This is a genomic window from Mesorhizobium sp. M1428 (assembly GCF_040317515.1).
Classification (GTDB): domain Bacteria; phylum Pseudomonadota; class Alphaproteobacteria; order Rhizobiales; family Rhizobiaceae; genus Mesorhizobium.
On record NZ_JAMYKT010000011.1, the window covers coordinates 24,292 to 45,361 of the forward strand.

Annotated in this window: 16 protein-coding genes and 4 pseudogenes; 4 read left to right on the forward strand and 16 right to left on the reverse strand. The window is 59.4% G+C overall.

Features of this window, described 5'->3' with window-relative positions:
• Positions 1 to 378: 378 nt before the first annotated feature.
• Both NKG60_RS17115 and NKG60_RS17120 read right to left on the reverse strand, forming a co-directional pair.
• Positions 379 to 1,732, reverse strand: a pseudogene (locus NKG60_RS17115) (IS701 family transposase).
• Positions 1,733 to 1,843: 111 nt separating this feature from the next.
• Positions 1,844 to 2,284 (reverse strand): contact-dependent growth inhibition system immunity protein, encoded by a 441-nt coding sequence (locus NKG60_RS17120; RefSeq protein ID WP_352838479.1) that lies wholly within the window; start codon positions 2,282 to 2,284, stop codon positions 1,844 to 1,846.
• Between the two features lie 127 nt (positions 2,285 to 2,411).
• Here NKG60_RS17120 and NKG60_RS17125 point away from each other — a divergent pair.
• Positions 2,412 to 3,178: pseudogene (locus NKG60_RS17125) on the forward strand (IS5 family transposase).
• Here NKG60_RS17125 and NKG60_RS32280 read toward each other — a convergent pair.
• The 5 genes and pseudogenes from NKG60_RS32280 to NKG60_RS17145 all read right to left on the reverse strand — a co-directional run.
• Positions 3,152 to 3,331 (reverse strand): annotated as a pseudogene (locus NKG60_RS32280) (hypothetical protein); the annotation flags it as partial. The pseudogenes NKG60_RS17125 and NKG60_RS32280 overlap by 27 nt on opposite strands.
• A gap of 9 nt (positions 3,332 to 3,340) precedes the next feature.
• Positions 3,341 to 3,589 (reverse strand): hypothetical protein, encoded by a 249-nt coding sequence (locus tag NKG60_RS17130; protein ID WP_352901902.1) that lies wholly within the window; start codon positions 3,587 to 3,589, stop codon positions 3,341 to 3,343.
• Positions 3,590 to 3,604: 15 nt separating this feature from the next.
• Entirely contained in the window at positions 3,605 to 4,057 is a 453-nt protein-coding gene (locus NKG60_RS17135; RefSeq protein ID WP_502911732.1) for a YidB family protein, read from the reverse strand.
• 354 nt (positions 4,058 to 4,411) lie between these two features.
• Positions 4,412 to 5,281 carry an MBL fold metallo-hydrolase gene (locus NKG60_RS17140; protein ID WP_352901899.1) on the reverse strand — a complete coding sequence of 290 codons (870 nt, stop codon included), beginning with the start codon at positions 5,279 to 5,281 and terminating at the stop codon, positions 4,412 to 4,414.
• A gap of 1,172 nt (positions 5,282 to 6,453) precedes the next feature.
• Positions 6,454 to 6,768: an alpha/beta fold hydrolase gene (locus NKG60_RS17145; protein ID WP_352467863.1), complete on the reverse strand. Its 315-nt coding sequence runs from the start codon at positions 6,766 to 6,768 to the stop codon at positions 6,454 to 6,456.
• A 374-nt stretch (positions 6,769 to 7,142) separates the two neighbouring features.
• Between NKG60_RS17145 and NKG60_RS17150 the strand changes: the two genes are divergently transcribed.
• A complete protein-coding gene (locus NKG60_RS17150; RefSeq protein ID WP_352975213.1) occupies positions 7,143 to 7,781 on the forward strand; it encodes a hypothetical protein in 639 nt (212 codons plus the stop codon).
• A gap of 21 nt (positions 7,782 to 7,802) precedes the next feature.
• Here NKG60_RS17150 and NKG60_RS17155 read toward each other — a convergent pair whose 3' ends face one another.
• From NKG60_RS17155 to NKG60_RS17190, 8 genes and pseudogenes are all read right to left on the reverse strand, one after another.
• Positions 7,803 to 9,464 carry a DNA polymerase/3'-5' exonuclease PolX gene (locus NKG60_RS17155; RefSeq protein WP_352975292.1) on the reverse strand — a complete coding sequence of 554 codons (1,662 nt, stop codon included), beginning with the start codon at positions 9,462 to 9,464 and terminating at the stop codon, positions 7,803 to 7,805.
• Between the two features lie 108 nt (positions 9,465 to 9,572).
• Positions 9,573 to 11,471: a DNA ligase D gene (gene ligD / locus NKG60_RS17160; protein ID WP_352975214.1), complete on the reverse strand. Its 1,899-nt coding sequence runs from the start codon at positions 11,469 to 11,471 to the stop codon at positions 9,573 to 9,575.
• Positions 11,472 to 12,013: 542 nt separating this feature from the next.
• The gene (locus NKG60_RS17165) at positions 12,014 to 12,253 is read right to left on the reverse strand and encodes a DUF982 domain-containing protein (RefSeq protein ID WP_352901772.1); all 240 of its coding nucleotides are present in this window, start codon (positions 12,251 to 12,253) and stop codon (positions 12,014 to 12,016) included.
• A gap of 8 nt (positions 12,254 to 12,261) precedes the next feature.
• Entirely contained in the window at positions 12,262 to 12,507 is a 246-nt protein-coding gene (locus tag NKG60_RS17170; protein ID WP_352473718.1) for a DUF982 domain-containing protein, read from the reverse strand.
• Positions 12,508 to 12,979: 472 nt separating this feature from the next.
• Positions 12,980 to 13,234 carry a DUF982 domain-containing protein gene (locus tag NKG60_RS17175; protein WP_352492321.1) on the reverse strand — a complete coding sequence of 85 codons (255 nt, stop codon included), beginning with the start codon at positions 13,232 to 13,234 and terminating at the stop codon, positions 12,980 to 12,982.
• Positions 13,235 to 13,416: 182 nt separating this feature from the next.
• Entirely contained in the window at positions 13,417 to 13,815 is a 399-nt protein-coding gene (locus NKG60_RS17180; RefSeq protein ID WP_352975215.1) for a hypothetical protein, read from the reverse strand.
• A gap of 668 nt (positions 13,816 to 14,483) precedes the next feature.
• Positions 14,484 to 14,681, reverse strand: coding sequence for a hypothetical protein (locus NKG60_RS17185; protein WP_352975216.1), 198 nt, complete (start codon positions 14,679 to 14,681; stop codon positions 14,484 to 14,486).
• 655 nt (positions 14,682 to 15,336) lie between these two features.
• A pseudogene (locus tag NKG60_RS17190) lies at positions 15,337 to 15,516 on the reverse strand (transposase); the annotation flags it as partial.
• A gap of 75 nt (positions 15,517 to 15,591) precedes the next feature.
• Between NKG60_RS17190 and NKG60_RS17195 the strand changes: the two are divergent.
• A complete protein-coding gene (locus NKG60_RS17195) occupies positions 15,592 to 15,843 on the forward strand; it encodes a DUF6074 family protein (protein WP_352541505.1) in 252 nt (83 codons plus the stop codon).
• Here NKG60_RS17195 and NKG60_RS17200 read toward each other — a convergent pair.
• On the reverse strand, positions 15,789 to 16,133 hold the full coding sequence (locus tag NKG60_RS17200) for a hypothetical protein (RefSeq protein ID WP_352619096.1): 345 nt from the start codon (positions 16,131 to 16,133) through the stop codon (positions 15,789 to 15,791). The two genes, NKG60_RS17195 and NKG60_RS17200, sit on opposite strands and share 55 nt — an antisense overlap.
• A 618-nt stretch (positions 16,134 to 16,751) precedes the next feature.
• Here NKG60_RS17200 and eruA point away from each other — a divergent pair.
• A complete protein-coding gene (eruA, locus tag NKG60_RS17205) occupies positions 16,752 to 20,858 on the forward strand; it encodes an NACHT domain-containing antiphage protein EruA (protein ID WP_352975217.1) in 4,107 nt (1,368 codons plus the stop codon).
• Positions 20,859 to 21,070: the final 212 nt, after the last annotated feature.

Genomic DNA, 21,070 nt, shown 5'->3' on the forward strand with positions numbered 1-21,070 from the left:
TGAGCAGCACAAGCAGCGGCAGCAAAATGTGGGGGAAACACCACCGGCGACAGGCAAGGCCGGCAGCCCGCCAGTGCAAGGCCCAGGCGCGGCGGCAAGAACGGACCGATGAAGACTCCCGATCGAATCGTCGTCCGATCGAGCTCATCGACTCGCCCGCCTGCCATCGAACCCAAATCTCAGGCGCTGAGCGGCCGAGTAGTAGATGCGACTTCGCTGCTTCATGGCTCACACTCCCTCTTTCAGAAAAGAGCGTGTGTTGCTGCGATCAGTTGAATCCGCCACCCAAACCGAACGCGGCTGCTAGGCAGGCCGAAGCTTGTGCAAGTACAGCTGTGCGTCACAAGGCAAGTGAACTAGCACTACTTTGGCAGATTTTTAGCGGAGAGGGTTCTGCGGCAGTGGGGACAACGGATTGGGGGCGGCTGCGCGAGCGCGGAGAGGATGGCTTGCCTGACGGCGGGTAGGCTCGGTTGGGGCGGTGGGCCGAGGATTCTTTTTTCCCCCTCCCGCTTGTTTGAGGCGGCGAGATTGCAGGAACGCATAGGCGATCATCGTCATCAGCGCGTGTCGGTGCAGACCCGTCCATGAGCGCCCCTCGAAGTGGTCGAGGCCAAGTTCCTCCTTGAGCTGCTGATGCGCCTGTTCGCAGACCCAGCGCGCCTTGATGGCGCCTGCGATCTGCTTGAGCGGGGTGTCGGCGGGCAAGTTGGAGAGGTAGTATTTGCGCTCGCCGGTCGAGCGGTGCTCGCCGATCACCCAGACCTCCTCGCCGGGCAGATGCTGAGCGCCCATGTCGCGGATGCGCTGGGGTGGGCCATCTGCAACCCGGACACGGACAGCGGCGAAGCGCGCCGAGAGGCGGCCTTTGGTGCCACGCCGCCAACTGACCGTCCGCCATTGGGCTTTTTCCAGCATCGCCTGCGCGGTCATCGACTTCACATCGGGGATATGCCGGCGGCGCGGGCGGCCGCGTCCGGCAACCGGGAAGATCATCGCCACGTCGGCGGCATAGACCTTCTGCTTGAACGGGATACCGACGGCCCAGGTAAGGCCGCGCTCGGTGAGCGCCTGCCGGAAGGGGGCGCTCAAACCATATCCGGCATCGGCGAGCACGCAGCCAAAGCGTAAGCCGGCTGCGCGAGCCCGGTCGATCTCGGCCAGCGCGATTTCGGGCTTGGTCCTGTAGGCACGATGGTCCTCGGGCACACCGGCACGGTCGAGCCGGGCGGGATCGGAAGTCCAGCTCTCGGGCAGAAACAGCCGCAGCCCCACCATGACCGGCACTTCGCCAGAGGCCAGCGTCAGCGACACCAGCGTCTGGCAGTTGGCGTTCTTGCCAAGCGCCGAGGCATATTGCGGCGCGACGCCGACCGAGTGGCGCCCCTTCTTGGGGAGCGCGGTGTCGTCCACGATCAGCCACGCATCGTTCCCGCCAACTTGTCTGTCGGCCTCCGCGAGCAGCACCTTCTCCAGCGGCGCAGCATCCCACACGCCGCTCGCGATGAAGTGGTGCAGCTGGTCATAGTTGATGCCTGCATGGCGCGCCGCCATCGGTTGGACGCTCTTGCGATCCCCAGGGCCAATCAGGCCAGCAATATAGGCCGGACACATCCGCGCACGCGTCTTGTGCCTCAACGCCGAGACGAACGGCTCAAGCCACCGCTCCAGATCGAGTTGCCAATCCCTGTTCATGGCCGGCCCCTCCAACAGCCGACCTCTCATGAATCACGCAAAACCGCTCTTGGGAATCCTCAAAACGCTCCCAGAACTAAAAAACTGCCAAAGTAGTGCTAGGTCGTGAACTCATAAATGCGGAATGACCGAGATTGTTGGTATGTGGTCATTCCGATGCCGCGCGAAGATCGGCGACAGCCTGTTTTGTTTCCTTGGTCATGTCAGGCAATCGGTCATCTGAGAGGGCTGCGGTCATAATCTCGGTCGCAAGAACCGTCTTCTCTGCTGGGTGCTCGGTCCAGTAGCTGGAAGGAACGCGCGCAAGGCTCGCCAACAGATCCCCCTCGAAGAAGTCGCCGGCGCGAAATGGATTTTCAGCCAAGCGTTGCAGCATGAGCGGGACCAGCCATTCCAATCCTATGCCTTGTCCGACAGCCAGCCGTAGCTCCTCATCGGTCAAGGTGTTCAGGGGCTTGCGCCGGAGAGCATGACAGGTGCGAACGACATACGAGTCGAACGTCGGCTCGCCCCACCTCTCGCCGTCAAGTTCCTCCAGTGTGCGATCACCCATTGCTTTGGATCGGCGCTGCTTGGCAGATCGTCTCATCCGAGCCCTCCACTGTCACTGCCGTTTGAGAGCCTACTTTGCGTGGTGGCACAATGTCGAGCGTCCGCAAAAGGTCGCTTTTCGAATGAGGCTTTCATGTTTTGGCGGAATCTGATTCAGGCTCCGCATGAGCCGATATGACCTGACTGACTTCGAATGGCGCGCGATTGAGCCGCTGTTGCCCAACAAGTCGCGAGGCGTGCCGCGCGTTGACGACCGCAGGGTGTTGAACGGCATCTTCTGGGTGCTGCGATCGGGTGCGCCATGGCGCGATCTGCCGGAGCGATACGGCCCGCGCACCACCTGCTACAATCGCTTTGTCCGATGGCGGAAAGCAGGTGTGTGGGACCGCCTCATGGATGCCATCACCAAAGCCCACGACGGCAGGGTGCAGATGATCGACACCTCCATTGTTCGCGTCCATCAGCAGGGCGCGACGGCAAAAAGGGGGGTCGAGATCATTGTCTCGGTCGATCCCGAGGCGGGCTGACAACCAAAATCCATGCTCTTGTCGACGCCCAAGGCAGGCCGATCAAGCTGACGCTTACGGCAGGCCAGAAGAGCGACATCGCCTCCGCAGCGGACTTGATCAAGGATTTGCCCGAAGGTGCCATGCTGCTTGCCGACAAGGGCTACGATGCTAACGCATTCCGCACTGCCATCACCGAGCAGAATGCTTGGGCCAATATCCCGCCCAAGACCAATCGCAAGGACCCGATCTGCTTCAGCCCCTTCCTCTACAAGGCGCGCAACCTCGTCGAGCGCTTCTTCAACAAGGCCAAGCAGTTCCGGAGGATCGCGACCCGCTACGACAAACTGGCTGAGAACTATCTCGCCGCCCTCAAACTCGTCGCAATCCGAATCTGGCTACGCGGTAATGAGTCTACGTCCTAAGAAGCTGCACGAACCGCGGGTGATCGCGAATGGCGTCGAAATGACTTCGTGACGGATTCGTTCCAATTCGTTCTGACTCACGCTTCCTCCGACGGCTCTTTCCAGGTACCGCACCGCTTCCTCCACTTCCCCGAGCACGGAATACATGCAAGCGGCGTTGTACTACGTCACGAAGTCGTCCGGATCGATCGCCAGCGCTCTGGCCAGCCAGGAACGCGCCTTCTTCCGCTCACCGATATACGCGAGCGAGGGCGCCGCGATGCAGCGGTGCCGCATTTTCAGGATGGCGGCCAGTTGAGCGTTCGGCGCGCTCGAAACAGACCCTTGGTTCGCGAGCGGATGAAGGCGATCGCGCAGGAGCGTCCCCCCGTGTAGAGTTGCCACCCTGGATCTCGCCTTGGCCGGCTGCATTCCTGGCTGTGTCCCCTAGGATACATTGTCGAGCAGGGTCGACTTATCCAAACCATGTGTCGGCTCAGGCGGCCATTCACCATTCGGCGTCATCTCGTTGACTGTCTCGGGTAGATCCCGCGCAATCCTTCTGATTAGCTCCTCGCGCGAAAGACCCGTCTGCATCGAAATGGACGTGAGTGTACCTTCGTCCATTGCCGCTTGGACGTCCCTTGGCTCAATCGGTTGGTTTGGCCCGCTGCCAACCCACGAGTCGACCTTCGATCCTGCCCCCACCTCCCTGAACCGGTCGAGGATCTCACCAAGGTCAGCCCTCGACACGCCATTCGTTATCTGAGCCAGAATTCTGCGTTGCGGGTCGTTTGGGTTAAGATACCCCGCTCCCGGAATCAATTCACAGAGCTTGTCGGGGTTTTGGTGTGCCAGAACGCCAAGCATCGCGATCGCCAATCTTCCCAGATTTGCCATTTGGTCTCCTCCACGGTTTTGGCCGATGAGCGAATCAAAGCCAAGTCTTGGCGGATGCCGACGCGTGTGGACTCGAACAACTTCTTGCCGGTCGGCTCGCGGGCGGACAGGACGCGTCCTTCGGGTACTCGTTTTCCATCTGACGTCTTCTCCTGACGCAGAACTTCGGGGCGCTTGGCCGCAGTCGCCCTGCGCCGATCGAACGCCCTAACCCGGCGCCTCCCGGGTTTGTTCCGCTTGTCAGAGTTTGTCGGCGACGATGGGGCGCGCGACCCGACGGGTAACTCTACCGGCTCGAGAGACAGAGTCTGCCCAACTTGACCATACTTCAGAACGACGACGGCTCGGTTAGCCTCAGCTACCTTGGACTGCCGCCGGCTCGCGCACGAATTTCAATTTCGGCGGGACGGCGAACACCCTGAACCGCTCAGCCAGGCTGTCAAGAGCTTGACGCATGCCCACTCCCGCAGCAGCCGCACCGTGTCCACTGATGACCATCCGCGGGTTCAGGGCAGCCAGGTGCTTCACGGATCTTTCCGCCGCATCCCAGTCCGGCGTGAAGTAGCGCGGCGGACCGTGCATCTCAAGATCCTGAACGGCGACCTCATAGACTGACTCCTGACCGGTGGTGATGAAAGCGTCCCCTACGATCAGCGAGCGGTCCTCCTCGCGCCAGAGCGAGATATGCCCAGGAGCGTGCCCGGGTGTGTGTAGCCATCGCCATCCGGGCATTCCGGGGATCGATCCGTCGGCAGGTAGGAGTTCCAAACGGTTGCCAAGATCAATTGGCCCCCGTGGAAAAAGCGGCGAAAGCAGCGCCATCAGTCCACCCCCGACCCAGGGATCCGGTGGCGGATAGGACGCGGTTCCGTCCAGATAGGGGCGCTCGAGTGCATGCGCGAAGACAGGCACGTCCCACCTATTCGCGAGGCCTAGAACCGTTCCCACATGGTCGAAATGGCCGTGGGTCAGGATGATCGCGGCCGGCCGTGCGTTCGTGCCAAACCGCTTTTCCGCGACCGCAAGAATGCTGCCGCGGGACGTCGGCAACCCGGTATCGATCAGCATCCAGTTCCGATCTCCGCTGCCCGGTGCGCCGACGAACACGACATTGACGATTGCTAGGCGCAAATAGCCCAAGTCCGGTGCGATGCTCCAAGCGCCGTCGCCACGATCCTCGCGCCTGGCGTGGTCGATCTCGGAAAGTCGAATCTGAACGGTCATGTGATCCCGTGCCTCTCTTGTTGCTGAGCAGCCGCTCGAGTCGATCGGCGGCGGTGGTATATCGCCCCGAACTTGGCACGGCCCTCCTTGTTCCTCCTTCGCCACCCAGCTCCGGACAGTCCACCACAGGAACAAAGGCTCGACCAAATCGGTTCGGCATTACCCGGTCGCGCCAGGACGAGCTGGACTGAGCAACGAAGATGGCGCGCGCCCCATTGGATGCGGTATTTCGCCAACGCGGTTCCCGGTCCTAACAAGGCGGCCGAGTTCGAAGCCGACTGCTGAAAGAAGACTTCGAATGAGCGAAGTGGGGCGTATGGACGAGCACCAGGTGGAGGCTCCGGTTCCGCAAGCTTCGCCTATGACTGGTCAAGTTGGGCGCCAATGGTCGAGGCGGCCCGATCGGCAGGTGTCCAGGTTATCTGGGACATCTTCCATTACGGATCTCCAGACCATGTCGATCAGCGATCGCTGCATTTCATCGATGCCTATGCCTCGTTCGCGGCAGAAGCCGTGAGCGTACAGCGTTCGATCGCCGGAACACCGCCTCTGTTGTGTCCCATCAACTAGATCTCCTTTTTCGCATGGGCTGTTGAGGTCGGCTATTTCCCGCGTGGGGCCGAACGAACGTGGATGGTTCAAGCGGCATCTCGTGAAGGCTGCCATCGCGGGTGTTCGTGCAATGCGGGAGATCGACCCCGCCTGCAGATTTGTCTGGGCCGAGCCCCTTATCCAAATCGCTCCTCGTGACCGGACCCGCAGCGAACGGGGTCGGGCCGAAAACGCCCGTCAGGGGCAGTTCGAAGCTTACGACATGTTGCTGGGCCGCGTCGAACCTGAGTTGGGCGGGAGCGAAGATGTTGTCGATGTCGTGGGCCTGAATTTCTAGCCGCACAATCAATGGTAAATAAACGGGCCGACGATATCGATGGGACACTATGAGTACCGCGCTTTGTCGGAAATGTTGCTCGAGGTTGCTTATCGGTACGGTAAGCCGATGTTCATTGCCGAGACCGGCTCAGAGGGATCCGGGCGGGCCGGCTTGGCTCCACTATGTATGCCGCGACGAGGTGCGTGCCGCTATGGGTGTCGGAGCATCGATTCCGAGGGTATTTGCCTGTACCCGATAACGGCCTACCCGGGCTGGGACAATTCGCGTCATAGAGGTGGGGTTATTTTCGGCCATCCACCCGAATGGCACACGCCGCCTCCGTCAGCCCGTCGCGGACGAACTGGTGCATCAGCAAGATCTGTTCACGGCAAACCGGACGCGCTGATTGTGTTGCGACACACCGCAAGGGCGAGCACCGAAGACCAGGGCAAATTACGGTGTATTCCTCAGCCAAAATCGGCGCCACGCGATGCCAAGTGGCATGGGTGCGAGGATGACCGTGCAGCATCAGGAAGCGGTGGCCCCTTCCACCAACCCGCACTCTGAGCGTCGCTTCCGGAAGTTTGATCTGCTCCAGCGAGAAACCTTCAAACATGCAACTCCCTCCATTCGCAACATTTGCCAAACGTGTAAACGGAGAGGCAGTTCAATGTCGGCTTCCGCGGGATCTGAACTTGCCTTGTATTCCGCGAAGAGGTCGTGAGCCGAACGGCGGCTTTAACTGGTCCCTCGGCAATAACCGGACGGACAGCAAACGGCCCCCAAAAAGCCGCCAGGCGGCGACGCGCCTGATATCGCACTTCGAGATCAACTCTGCCGTTTCCTGTTAGCCGAAGTTGCAAACGGCCCCGCTCACAATCGTGGTTGCGCCTTTGGGCATCGTGGTTCAGACCGCTGGCGGATTAGAACTCATGTTGGCTTTGCGATCGGCTCATCGCTGCCGACAATCGGTGACCTATATAAAGGGGCATGTCCACGCGCCGTAAAATCAATGCAACAGCGAAGCTGATTGGAGAGTGGCCTTTAACCCCGGCTGCAACGTTTGGATCGTCCGTCAGAGCGAGGGGTATTTTTCTCGAAATACGCGCCCGCCTTCCAACGGACTTCAGGAAACTGCTCCATATCGAGTCCCGCGTGCTTACCCTGCGCCTGTCTCAGGGCGCCGAGAATGATGTGCAGGTGGTATTCGGGATCGTATCCAAAGCACTGCAGAATATCGAAGACCTGCCCGTAATCCCCCGTGAAATCGAGGACATTCTGACGATCTCGACGGCCGAACGGCACCGCTGGTTGAAAGATGGTCGCTTGCAGAGCGCCGGGACGAAAACGGTGAAACTCCGCGGGCGGGCAAGGAACATCACCTTTCACGTGTTCGACCCGCAGCACGTGGAGGATGTGCTTGACCGCGACCTGGTTACGGTCTGGCGCGAACAGGACGCAGCGACAGCTGTAGAGAATAGGCGGCGAGCCGCGGGGAAGGCCGCTATGAAACGTGCTCAAAGAAGCGGTCGCGGAACTGCAGCTTCAGGTGGCTATTGCCACGATGAGAACTCACACTCCAGTTTGCGCGGCTGGGAAGATTTTGAGAATGACGGGCTCCTGCGCTGATAGGCCGGGCGCACAAGCAGGTTAGGACGTTTGCCTGCGCCGAGCGAGATGCGCAAGGAGGGCGGTCAAACGCATCGCGTTCAGGACCCGCTTCGCAGGGACACCGCCCTTGCGCGCCATCTCGACACCCCAATGCATGTGGTCGAGCTCGCGGATCGAATGAGCGTCCGGATTGATGCTGAAGATGCAGCCCTGATCGAGTGCCTTTTGATGCCAGCGCCAGTCGAGGTCGAGTCGCCACGGATGTGCGTTGATTTCGACAGCGACGCCGTGTTTCGCACACGCTTTGAGGACTTTGTCGACGTCGAGATCATAACCCGGCCGGCGCAACAGCTGGCGACCGGTCATGTGCCCGATGATTGTCGTCCGGGGATTTGCGATCGCCTCAATGATACGCTCCGTCTGTTCCTTCTTTGGCAACTTGAAGCGGCTGTGCACGCTCGCGACGACGAAATCGAACTGCTCCAAGATATCATTCGGGTAATCGAGCGAGCCATCCGCCAGGATGTCCGCCTCGATGCCCTTCAGTATGCGAAATTTTCCATTGTATGCCTTGTTCAGCCGGTCAGCTTCGCGGTGCTGTTCAGCAATCTCCTGCAACGAAAGGCCGCCTGCGTAGTGAGCGGACTGCGAATGATCGGCGACACCATAGTATTCGAAACCGCGCTTGCGCGTCGCTTCAGCCATTGCCTCAAGCGTTTCGGTGCCATCGGATGCGGTCGTGTGAGAATGCAGGATGCCATGCAGATCTTCATCCCGAATGAGGGCGGGTAGCTTTTGCTTTGCCGCTCGCTCAATCTCGTCCCTGCCTTCGCGCAATTCAGGCTCGATAAACTGCAAGTCTAGAGCTTGGTAGATTTCTTCTTCTGTCGCTGACGCGATCAGCTTTCTCCCGCGATGAAGCCCGTCGGCGTTTAGGGTGAATCCCTTGTCGGCCGCGAACGTCTTCAGTTGCTCAAGGTGATCTGCCGAACCGGTTGCTTCGAGCAGGCTCGCGCCAAAGTGCTTCCTGTCCGTGACAACAAGCCTGAGGGTCGTATCCTCGATTCCAATCGACTTTCTGCCCTGCGCTACCAGAACGAAGTCGGAAACGAGCTCGCAACCGCGCCGGAAGTCACCGGCAATTTCGACGCGCGAAAACTCTGGATGCTCTTGCTTCACCGATATGACCGCATGTTCGAGAAGAGCGGCGGCCTTGTGCAGGTGAAGTTGCGTTTCGCCGCTTCGCACGATGGCCAGGTTCTGCAGCAGCTTTGTCTGAAGCGCGGCGCCGAGGCCTTTCACTGGGCGGATGCGGTCTTCTCTCGCTGCGGCCTCGAGCTCCGCCAACGAGTTCACGCCGAGCGCCTGATGAAGCTTCAGTATCTTATCGGGACGAACCCCGGGTATGGCAAACAGCTCCATCACGCCCGCTGGAACATCCTCGCGCAGCTTCTCAAGGCCTGGGTGCGTGCCGGTTTGGTAAAGCTTGGTCACGATGTCTGCGATCGCGTCACCGATCCCCGGGATCTTGGTGAGGGCGCCGGCGGCGATGATCCGATCAAGCGGCTGCGACAGCGCCGTCAGACTGTCTGCCGCGCGCAAGTATGCCTTTGTGCGATAGGGATTGTCGCCGCGCATAGACGCCCGTTGCGCGTATTCCCTCAAAAGACTGGCGACGGTCCTCGGATTGATTTTTGCCATGGCTTCAGCCAAACGACACCGATCTCCGCAGGTTCCAATCAGGCAAGGCCATGAGCGCCGCGTTGCCGTTTAAATCCCGGCTTTACTGCCTTCTTCCCGCGTCGGACGCTACAGATTGGGCAAGGATTGGTCAGCGCGACCCCATCCCGCCAGAGCTTTGGAGGCTGCGCGTTTCTTTAATTCAGGAGCATCGCCCACGTGGAAATGAGAGGGCGCATCTATTGTCTTCATCTCCGCCCACGTGATCGGTGCCGCGACAGGAGCGCCCGGACGTGATCTTGCGCTGTAGGGCATGATCGCGGTCGCCCCGCGCTGATTGCGTAGATAGTCCACAAAGATGCGACCCTTGCGGCGCGCCTTTGACAAGACGGCCGTGAAATGGGCCGGATCGCTCTGGGCGACCGCCTGCGCCAGGCGAGACGCGAAGTCCTTCACCTCTGGCCACTCGGCGCCAGGGGTGAGGGGCGCGATGACGTGCACTCCTTTGCCTCCCGTCAGCATCGGGAAAGTCGTAAGTCCCAGCGATTTAAGGATAGCACGGAACTGAAAGGCAGCGGCGCGGACGGCCTCAAAATCGAGGCCTTCATCGGGGTCGAGGTCGAACACGAGGCGGTCGGCCTTTTCGACATCCTCGATCCGAGCTCCCCATCCATGCACCTCAATCGTTCCCATCTGGACGCAAGTCATCAGTCCATCGGCATCGTCGACATAGAGATATGGTTCCTCGTGCCCGTCCTTCTCCGTGATGCCGACGTGGTGGACTTTGTCGCCAAAGCTGCCGGCGTCGTGTTTTTGGAAGAAGCACTTCTTCGCGCGGCCCTGTGGGCATCGAACCAGACTGATCGGCCGGCTGCCAACCCAAGGAAGCATGATCGCCGCGACCGCTGCGTAATGGTCCGCAAGCTGTCCCTTGGTGATGTTGGACTCCGGATAGATGACGCGGTCACGGTTACTTATCGCGATGGCGGTTGTCGCAGACGCGGCGAGATCGGCTGCATGACGTTCCGTCTCGAGCACGACCGCCTCGGGGTTCTTGTCTTCGCGGAGACCAAGATAACTCGGATGTCGCAACGTCCCTTCGTTTGTCATTTCGGTGAAGGCAATCTCCGCGACCAGTTTCGGACGGAGCCAGTGTGCGCCGCGCACTTCGGCGCGTGGTGCGTCGACGGTCGCGGCCTTCTGCTCAAGCGGCGCCATGATCTTCAAAAGACGAAGAAGTTCAGCGGTATCGAAGCCGGTGCCGACTTTCCCGGCGTAACGCAGCTTGCCGCCGTCATGAACGCCAAGGATCAAGGACCGAAACGCGCGGACCTTGTCGGACGGCGTCCAGCCGACAATCACAAATTCCTGCCGCCTGATGCATTTGATCTTCAGCCAGCTTGCGCCGCGGGCCGCCACATAACTCGAATCCGCGAGCTTTGAGATGACGCCCTCAAGGCCGGCTGCGCAGAAGCGATCGAGCAGCTCTTCTCCGCGGCCGAGGATATGGTCGGAGTAACGAAGGACCGGATTTTTCGCAGGCAAGATCGCCTCCAGCTTCGCCTTGCGCTCAACAAGAGGAAGCCTTGCCAGATCTTCGCCGTCGAGCTGCAGCAGATCGAACGCATAAAAGTCGATAGTCGCCGGGGCACCCTTCAATGCATTCTGAAGCGCCTGGAAGTTAGATCTTCCTTCCGCATCGACAACCACGGCCTCGCCGTCAATCAGGGCGGAGCGCACCTTGAGCTTGCGAGCCTCGGAGAGGATCGAGGGAAAACGGCTAGACCAGTCCAGACCAGATCGTGTGTAGGCTCGCGCCTCGCCCCCGCCGACGGCAACGAGAATACGATAGCCGTCGTATTTCATCTCATGGATCCAACGATCGCCGGCAGGGACCGTGTTCACGAGCGTTGCGAGCTGGACCGGCCGGAAAGCGGGCGGCGCTAAAGTGACCTCGTCACGAGCGGGCGACTTCGCTTGATTAGCGCTCGACGCATTGATTGCCTTATGCGACGTTGGCTTGACCACTCTGTCCTAAATCATACTCAGAGATGAAAACAGCGTTATCCGCGTCCAACGCGCGACTACTTCTTTAGTTTCGCTGCAGGCCGTATTGAGCTTTTCGCGATCATTGCCGACGCGCTTGATTAGCGCCTCGGCCTGAGGCCGTGCTTCCTGCCTCCGGCCCTTCCATTCCCGATTTTCGCGCACAGCTCACAGGCAACAATCAAGAGCAGGAACGTGCCCTCAAATGCCGCCACAGCGTATCCGGTTTCTGCCATCGGCTTTAGAAGCCTCATATTCCGGTTCCGGTCCATATAGTGTGCGTTCGGTTTTGAATCTTCTCGTCGAACCCATATTCGATTGACGATTAGTCGACGTGACCCATTGACGCCAAGTACCTCGCCCAGAGCAGCTCCGATGCCAGTTTCAAGAAGTGCAAAATGGCCCATAAATGCGCCGACCAGAGTGAATGCTCTCGTATCCGGGTCTATTTCGAGCAGCGCGGACTTGGTCAGCATTAGACAGCCTAACGGGTCCTTCCCAACATAGCCATGGGCACCGGCCTGCTACTCACGCAGCACCCTCTCCTCCTTGGCAGCAGCCTCGAAAGCCTGACGGACCTCTTCCGGAGTCACACGGTCCTGAAGGGCGTCGGCGCACGGTTGCACAGCCTTCCGCCACTTAGGTCCCATCTTGGTCCACTTCATGAGTTCCTCGGCGGCACCCTCGACGTTGTTGCACCCGTAGGTGACCCCAGGTCGGTCGGTCTTGACGTACACCGGAGGGGAGAACCAATGGGTTGCCACGACAACTCCTACTCAGGGGAGAGATACACGTTGGCTTCCTTGGCGGCAGCCTCAAAGGCCTTTCGTATTATGTGGGGGTCAATCGAATCGCCCTCCAAGGCTGACAGGCAGAGGGTCACCGCCTTGTGCCAGCGAGGCCCTCGCCGGGTCCACATCTTGAGCTGCTCAAGGGCTTCCTTCGCATTGTTGCAGCCATGCCTGACACCGGTTTCAGTCTTCACGAACACCGGAGGGACGAACCAGATGGGCGCCATGATACCTCCTACTCAGGGGAGAGATACACGTTGGCCTCTTTGGCAGCCGCCTCAAAGGCTTCACGCACCTCATGGGGGACATCCTGCCCTCGAACGCGTCGACGCAGGATTGGACCGCCTTCGTCCACCTCGGGCCCTTTGTGTCCCACGCCATGAGTTCTTCGGCGGTTCCCTCGACGTGGCTGACCCCATTGCGAATGCCCGGACGTTTCGTCTTCACGTAGACCGGGGGAGCGAACCAGAGAGGACCCATAAGGGGGAACTTAGAGCGGCAAGAGCCCGCCGACCAACCCCGCTTTAGCCGCAGCTAAGGGAACGATGTAGGCCCTCGCGGGTTTAGAGGTTGCAGTGGTCCTTCTCGGATGTGCAGCCGCTGTGGCGGGGTCCGTCGCCTCTCCCTCACCGGCGGCGGGCTCCTTTCGCGAAGGCGGTGTTGGTCTGAGACACCTAGAACCTTATACCGCAATCCAATTTAGCTGGTTGTCATTGGGGGGAGTAATGTCCCCTCCTCTTTTGCAGCAGCCAGGAATGCCTTGCGGGCCTCCTCAGCTTCCATCTCATCGAAAATCACGGCCATGCAAACGCGCACCGCGAGGTCCCACCAAGGGCCACGCTTGGTCCACTTCATCAGCTCCTCGCCGGCTGCTTCGGCGTTGTTTACGCTGCGGATGATCCCGGGACGCTCGGTCTTGACCGGGACCGGAGGGTTGAACCAGTGGAGAGCCATGCGGTCACTCTTTGTCGGCCCGATCAAGTTCCTCCAGCAAATACTTTTGCTCAGCCCAGTTCCCGTTCTACAGGCAGAGTGAGCAGGTTGCGAAGGTAATTACGGATTACCTCTGACTATTGAAATGGCGCAGGACGGCGCGCTTCCGTTGCGATGCCACAGCGGCTGAAGTTGGCTGACAGCTACTCGCGACCGTCGATAGCCACGCAGAGGCCCATGGCAGTTGCTGCCTCGACGATCGCCTCGGTTAGTTCTTCGTTGGAGGCCACCAAATAAGACGCAGTCTCCCGAGCTTCGCGTAGTGCCGCTTTGATCGAGACCGTGTCGCCACGGTCCGCCCTGTTGAGGAGGCGGTTATTCGCGAAGATCGAACCCGACGAACAGGCCAAAGGCTGGGGCAACATTGACAATAAGCCCACCAGCTCGCAGTCAGTTTCCGCCAGATGTGGCCCGTCTCGGCGCACCGCTGCAATAGTCTCTTTGACGGAGATGATTTGGCCGCGACGGACTTGTAGGATCAGCTCGTGAACAAGGTGTTCGGCAGTCACTTTGTCGGGTCGGCAGTTCGTCCAAACGTTCATACAAGGCCTCCCACCTCAGCGAGAACCCAAGGGAACATTCATGACCCTCTGTCGAGAAAAATCAAGAAGAATGTTTGATAACTTCTGAGGGGGAATCAGGGGGACAAGCCACGAAGCGAGCCTCTATACTCTTTGACCTGACGCTCAGCCAGCCCGCTAAGGGACTTCTTCCGTCGGCCCCTGTTTGGCCCGATCAATAGCCGCAAGTAATGACTGTAGGGTTGGCGGCAGTTCTGGTTCGACCTCCAGATTTAAGAACGTTTGTACGTGATGACGATAGCCTTCGGAACGGATCAGTTTCCGAAACGCTCCGGAGACAGACTGATGGTCTGCTTTGTTGCTCGTTGTCATGTTCGGGAAGTCCGTCCCCAATGAGCCGTAACTCGCCCGCAACGAACGGGTTCCATCAGGAGGTCGGAATATTTTGGCTGAAATTTCTGAGCGGGAGATCGGCTAACTGGCTCGCGCGAAGACCCCCGTGCCCCCTTCGATCCGCCGAGCATTAATCCCCGCTGTTTGAACAGAAGATCGTGTCGATCTAGCGTCGGTGTTGCACATAGCGACCGTTGAAATGCTTCTGTCCAATGTTTGCTCACGCTGTGATGCCAACAGGGCAGGCTCTTGCGGCAGGATGCCGCAAGGTCGCGACGATGAAACGCCGGCCCAGTTCAATCCGCGCGACGTCCTTCAAAGCTGGGGGGATCGATCTTCACCAAGCGGTCTGCGGCCTCGACCGCAGTTCGTATCCTGCTGCACAGCGCGAGATTTTCGGCCAGCATTTCTTCAGTGCGTTGAATCGCGAGCTCGGTCCGGTGGATGCGCTGCCTGGCATTGGCAACTTCCGATGTCAAAAGATCGGCCGCCATCCCGTGGCCGTGGGGTTCCATAGTGTCCATGGGTTTCTAATACATGGGGGAAGATACGTTCCCTGATGTCGGGCGAAACGGCGGGCCGCAGAAAAGCGCGATGGGCCGAACGACCAATGCGCGCCCTGTCAAAACAGCGCCGGCAACAGGCGAACGGCTTCGGCCGCTCTACATCCCACGGGCAGAGGCGATCACGGTCCAGAGGGCGATTGATCTGTTCAGGTACGACTACAACGTAAGCGAAGACACACTCAGGCGGCTGGTGATCAAGCACCGTCTTCACAACCAGACAATGCCCGGTGCTCCGTGGAGAATAAGCGCTCCCGGTTTGGCTATGGCGCTCGCCGGCGATGATGACGCGCTTGCGCGGTTGAGGCGGGACGATCGCGAGCATCCGGACGTAACTCGGTATTTCAAGCGGCTCGGCATCCCGCGACCCTGACCTGTTATCAAAAGTTGTGGTCGCGGCGACTGTCTAAAATAGACATTAAGTAGATGTCGCGGCCCGACAGGGCTCCAAGAGCGAACCGTTGCTGCCTTGCGCATCGCCCTCTAGGCCGCCGGCGTCGAGTTCATCCCGGAGAACGGCAGCCGCGCCGGCGTGAGGCTCCGCAAACCTTAGGCGTAGACTCGTTACTGCGCAGCCACACACCTACTTTTGCCATCGGACGAAGCGGTTGCAACAGGTGGTGCGCGGGCCATAGCGCTGAGGCAGGTCGCGCCATGGAGCACCGGAGCGCAGCACCCAGAAGATGCCGTTCAGCACGCGCCGATCATCAACACGTGGCACACCTCTTGGCTTGTTGGGTAGACGCTTTATTCCATTGCTGACCATTGTCCAAAAGCGCTGTTAACCAAATTTTCTCACCCGCCAATGCTTATTCGCGCGACTGAAGGGGTGAGGTGATCGATGTGTGATTCAAACATAAGCGCGTTTCCGCTGCATCGGCGGCGGAAGTTGGTCGAAGGGATCGCCCGGGTCCTGGAATCCAAGAACGGGAAGGACGCGAACGCCTTCTGGCGCAACACCGCCAAGGCAATTCTCGTTCAACTGTCCGAATCAGGAATTGCACCCGGGGTCGCCGAACAGGAAGTTGGAACGCTTCTTCATGCTGTCTTGGCCGATATCGCCACCCGCAGTGCTGCGAAACTTGCACAATAGCATCGGCTCACGATGAAGGATTGCCGCATAGAGACGCCCCGGGGCTCCACAAGCGTAGCACCACTGCATCCGTCAAACGCAGGTTTCTCACTGCGGATGAAAAGATAGGCGCGTTCGTCGAAATAATGCGCGCGAATGTGCTCTCGGGCGAGATACGGCTCCGCCTCGCCTGTCCGGCGGTCATCGACCAAATCGAGGTAGGCGATGCGGAAACCCGCATTCACGAAAGGCCGACGGACCTTTTCCACGAGCTGAACCCGCAAAACCAATGAGCCGCCGTTGAGTTCCACACTGCCATTTTATGCGACTTTCTAGGCACAAACCATGAACACTGCCGCGGCGTGGTTATTGACTTGCATGTTCCGAAATGACCGCATTTGGGGCCGTGAGCCGCCGTCGAGGAAGGGTTTCATCAACGGCGGCTTGGCGCCGACATTGTTGAAAAAGTCCGACGCACCGCAAAGTCGCCACCGATATTAGAATCCAGTTCCACCCCGGCGCGTTGCACGGAAACAGGATTCAATTTTGGGGTCTCTGCGGAACGCCATTCTACGAAAGTGCCGCAGGCGACCGAGGCGCGGACTTTTTTCAACACTATCGAGCGGACTTTTCCTTGAAAGGAATGGTGATGGCCGCTTCTGATGCGAGCTGATCGGGAACATCGAAACATCCCGTTGGCTTCACGCAGCTTCATTGGATCGGGAGGCCGTTCTTTAGGGACCGGCCCTGCTTCTACCGTTGAGTAGGATCGGGAGGCGCTTCCGGTTTGTGGGGGATAAGGTTGCCGAGCCGGAATAGCTTTTGTTATTGTTTTGTCCTTTTGCAGTTTGGCGGGCTAAATGCCCAAATCTGTACGGGCCTTGTGAATTGGCGTTCCAGCGTGGATCGTCCTTGTTTTTGGAGGAGCATTGCCGGTTTACATCCCCCGCTCTCTGTCGGTCGAAGACCGTACCTTCACCGAAGAAGCGCTGCTTCGTGAAGGGAGAGTTTTTGTTGTCTTGGCGGAACCGGGCGCGGGGAAGACCGAGCTCTTGGACAAGCTGGCTGAGCTCCTTCAGACGACCCGTGTCAGGGCTAGCGTCTTCAGGAACAAGCCAGCCGCGACAGGCAACGGTCCGCTCGTTATCGATGCCATGGATGAGGTTGCTCGCATCGACACGCTTGCAACCGACAGGATTATTGCCCTGGCCAGTGAGAACAGCATTTCCACTATCGTCTTTGCCGGGCGCTCTGCTGAATGGGACAAGAGCCGCACCGCCTATGTCGAGGAGTGCTTCGGCGTAAAGCCGGTCATTGTTCGGCTGGAGCCGTTCAACGAGGACGAGCAGCGTCTCCTGTTCAACGCAAGGTTTCCGGGAGAGGATTTCGGCGCGTTCGCGCAGGAGGCACGCCGGTTCGAACTTGAGCCGCTGTTGGGAAACCCGCAATTTCTGCAGCTGCTCGGCGATGCGTACCTCGAAAGCGGCCGTGTCTTCATCTCGAAGGCGAAGATATTTGCGGACGCAGTGCGCAGGCTGGCGCACGAGACCAATGTCCAGCAGCCAAGGCAGAAAGATAAGCCACCCACCGATGAGATCGTGGCCCTTGGCGAGGAGGTGTTCGCGAAGCTGATGCTCTCCGGCGCCAGCGGCATCGCGACAGTCGAGCCTCTGGCGGATCGCGACTACCCCTATATCAACAGCCTTTGCGGTGAGGGCGCTTCTGCCTCGTATCTCATCGACACGCGCCTGCTGAAACCCTCCGGGGATACTGACAGGCACGAACCGGTGCACCGGATCGTCGCGGAATACTGCGCAGCGGGTCATCTGGTGAAGCGGATCGAAAACCCTGCTGATCGATTGTCGCTAGACCGCGTTCTGGCCATAGTGGCGCCAAACGGCGTCATCCGCGACGAACTTCGTGGCATGGCAGGTTGGATGGCTGCCATGGGCCACGAGCCATTGCAGCTTACTGTGATCAAGCTCGATCCCTACGCCGTCCTGGCGAACGGCGATCCGAGTCAGCTGACGCCCAGATCCAAGAAGGAGTTGCTGGTGGCGCTGGATGCGCTCGCCGACCGTGATCCGTTGTTTCGTCGCAGCGATTTGTGGCGCCGATTCAACGTCGGACACTTCTTCACTGCTGATATCCTCGACCGCGTGAAGACGATCCTTGCAAAAAAGAGCACGTTGCAGGCCTTAGTTCTGGAGCTGCTGATTGGGACAGAGGCGGCTACAACACTTGCTCCCGAGCTTTCCGCGCTGGTCACCAATGCCGGTGTTGACGTGGACACGCGAAGGCTTGCGTCTGAAGCCCTTCTGAGTGTCACAACTTACGATCCGACCTCGGATTTCACTGCGCTGCTGGCGGAAGGATCGCCCGCATCGCTCGAAGTTGCAGCAAGGACCGTGACCAGACGCGGTGTCCAGCCGGTCGGTGCGACGTTTGTAAGTTCGCTTCTTGAAAAACTCACCGCGCTCTATCCGCGGCCGAATGTGCGCGACCGCGATGGGATTTCGCTCTATTTCATTGACCTGCTGATCCGGTCGTTCGAGTTGGCCGATGTAGAGCGTTTCCTTGATGATCTGACGACAAGTCTCAAGTGCACCTGCACCCCAAAGCATGCGTATAGCTGCACATGCAGGCACGGGAAGAGTAAGGTCGCTGCCAAGCTGCTGGATCGGAATTTCGAACTCAGCGAAGGCAGAACGCAAGATCCGGCTCATATCTGGTCCTGGCTGAAGGCTCTGCATTTTCAGGGCCAGGTCGGAAGTGATAGTAGCGTGGCAGTCAAGCATCTCTCGCAGGATACCGAGCTGCGTAGGACGATGCAGCGCATGGACGTGGATGGGGTCACCGGCGAAGATGCAGCCCACGAAGCGGTCATGCGGCTATATTCAAGTCATGTGCATTCCGGACTCCGCATGCATGAAGGCGATGCGGAGGCCTTGAGCCAGCACGCGTTCGATATCGGGAACGCTGATCTTTGGGGTGCGCTTCTAGTCGGTTACGACCGCTGGAGCAAGAACAAGGGCCCGAACCCGCTGCGAGCCCTGCAGCGACAACAGAGCCGAACCGCACGGGCTTTTCTCGCCGCACGCTCGCTCTTAGAACGGCGACGCCAGAACTACAACCGGATCGAGCGAAGAGGCCTCCATGTGCGTAACCGGAAGCGGTGGCGGCAGCGTGAAGAAGACGTTGTAGGCCAGAACCGTGAGCATTTGCGTGCGAACATCGCCGCAGTGGAAGCGGGCCGAAACTGGTTTTGGCTGAGGCAATTTGCGCAGAAGTATTTGCTGGAACCGGATGAGTTGAACGGTCTGGTGGATGATCCGGAAACGCCTCTCAAGGCTTTGCGCAACTGCTTCCCGTTGCTCGACGCATACATTCCTACTGTGGAGGCGCTGGGCCTGCGTAAGCGTCCGGACATAGCCGAGGTGCTTCTCGCGGCATGTGTCGTGCTCTATCGCGACGGCAAGGACCTGAAGGAAATCGATCCGCGTATAGTAGCCGCAGCGAAGGCGGAAGCATCATCCTATCCGACATTTGCGGAAGGGGAAGCTGAGGAATTTGAGGCCGCGCTTGATGCCGCGCTGTTCACCGCGGACGGATCGGCCGAAGCTTTTGTCCGAGCTTATATCGAGCCGCAGCTTGTCGCAGGCGAAAACCATCCTCAGCGTTGCTACAGGCTGGATCAGACGCGAGCGTTTCAGAATCTGCGCAAGACATTACCGCTAGAATGGCTGGAGCGCTTTCCGCAGACGTCATTCGAAGCGGCAAGCACCCTGTTCAACATGGCGTCGAAACACGGTGACGACTCCGAGCTAATCGCGCTGATCGACAAGCGTCTTGCTGATCCGGTCATTGAGAACAAGGAAGACCCGGAAGTTGAAAAGCGCAGCAGAGCCCGGCACACCTTCTGGCAGCTCAACGCTTTCCTCTACGACACGCCGGGCCGAGCGGCCGCGTGGGACGAACTCAGGCGCGATCCCAAGACCATCTTCGCTCTTGAGCATCGATTGGGACGTTTTAACGAAGACAACGACGTCGACAAAGCGCCTGTGACGGCTGAAATGGTGTTCAAGATCATGGACGCCTATGTTGGGGTCTGGCCCAAGGTTCATCTTCCGAGCAGTTGGGGCAGTGACAACCCTGAAGAGGAAACCGCTTATCGGTTCCTGCGCGACCTTATCTGGAAAGTGGCTGAGGACGCTCCAGCGCGTCGCATCGAGGTGCTGGACCGAATGATCGCCGATCCGCGATTTGTGGACTTCAGGGGGGCCGCCCTTACTCTTCGTGCCGAAGCCGGACGGAAACTTGCCTTGCAAGATTTCCGGGCTCCATCGCCAGCCGATATCAATGCGCTTCTCGATCGTGGCGACGTGGCCTCCGTCGAAGACCTTCGTGCGTTGATGGTTGAGCAGTTGGGCCAGCTTCAGCAATGGCTGATCGGTTCGGAAACCAACCCGCTGGATTCCTTCTACGACGGTGGCAAGCGGCTGGATGAAAATACGGCTCGCAACCGTATTGTCGATCAGCTTCAGTCATCGATGAAGGCACTCGGCCTTTCGGTCAACATCGAGCGATATATGGCTGGCGGTAATCGCTGCGATATTACGGCGTCTGCGGTGTTCGGCGGAGCCAATCGCCTTCTCGTAACCGAGGTGAAGGGACAGTGGAACGACGAGCTTTATACGGCTGCATCGGCGCAACTCGATAAGCGTTACGCGATCCATCCGGACGCAGCCAAGCAGGGTGTTTATCTCGTGCTGTGGTACGCCAACGGGGAAAAGGTCGCGAAAGTCCTCGATCCGACCATTACGACCGCCACCGAGCTGAGAACGCGAATCCTCGAGAAAATGTCCGACGATCTCAAAGCGAGAATCGATGTCGTTGTGCTCGATCTGTCGCGACCCCTGGCGGGGCCTAAGCCCGCAAAAAAGGCCACAGGCAAGACCGCACCCCATCGCAAAGCGACGCCGAAGTCATCTTCGCCCCGGAAGAGGTCGGTTCCGAAGCCTGCCGGGGATAAGTAACGTTCGTTGGCCTCGAAGCGCTCAGCGCCTTGAGCGCTTCGCAGGCAGCGGTATCCGGAGAGCGCCCAAGGAACGCGGCGAAGCGCCGGACATGACGAACGTGGTCCTGCTGCGTACGGCCGCGAAGCGAGGTTCGTGCATGAGGCGCAAAGCGGATGCCAAAGCCGGCGCTTGGAATGTCGATTTGTCTAGCTAAGGGGAAAATATCGAAC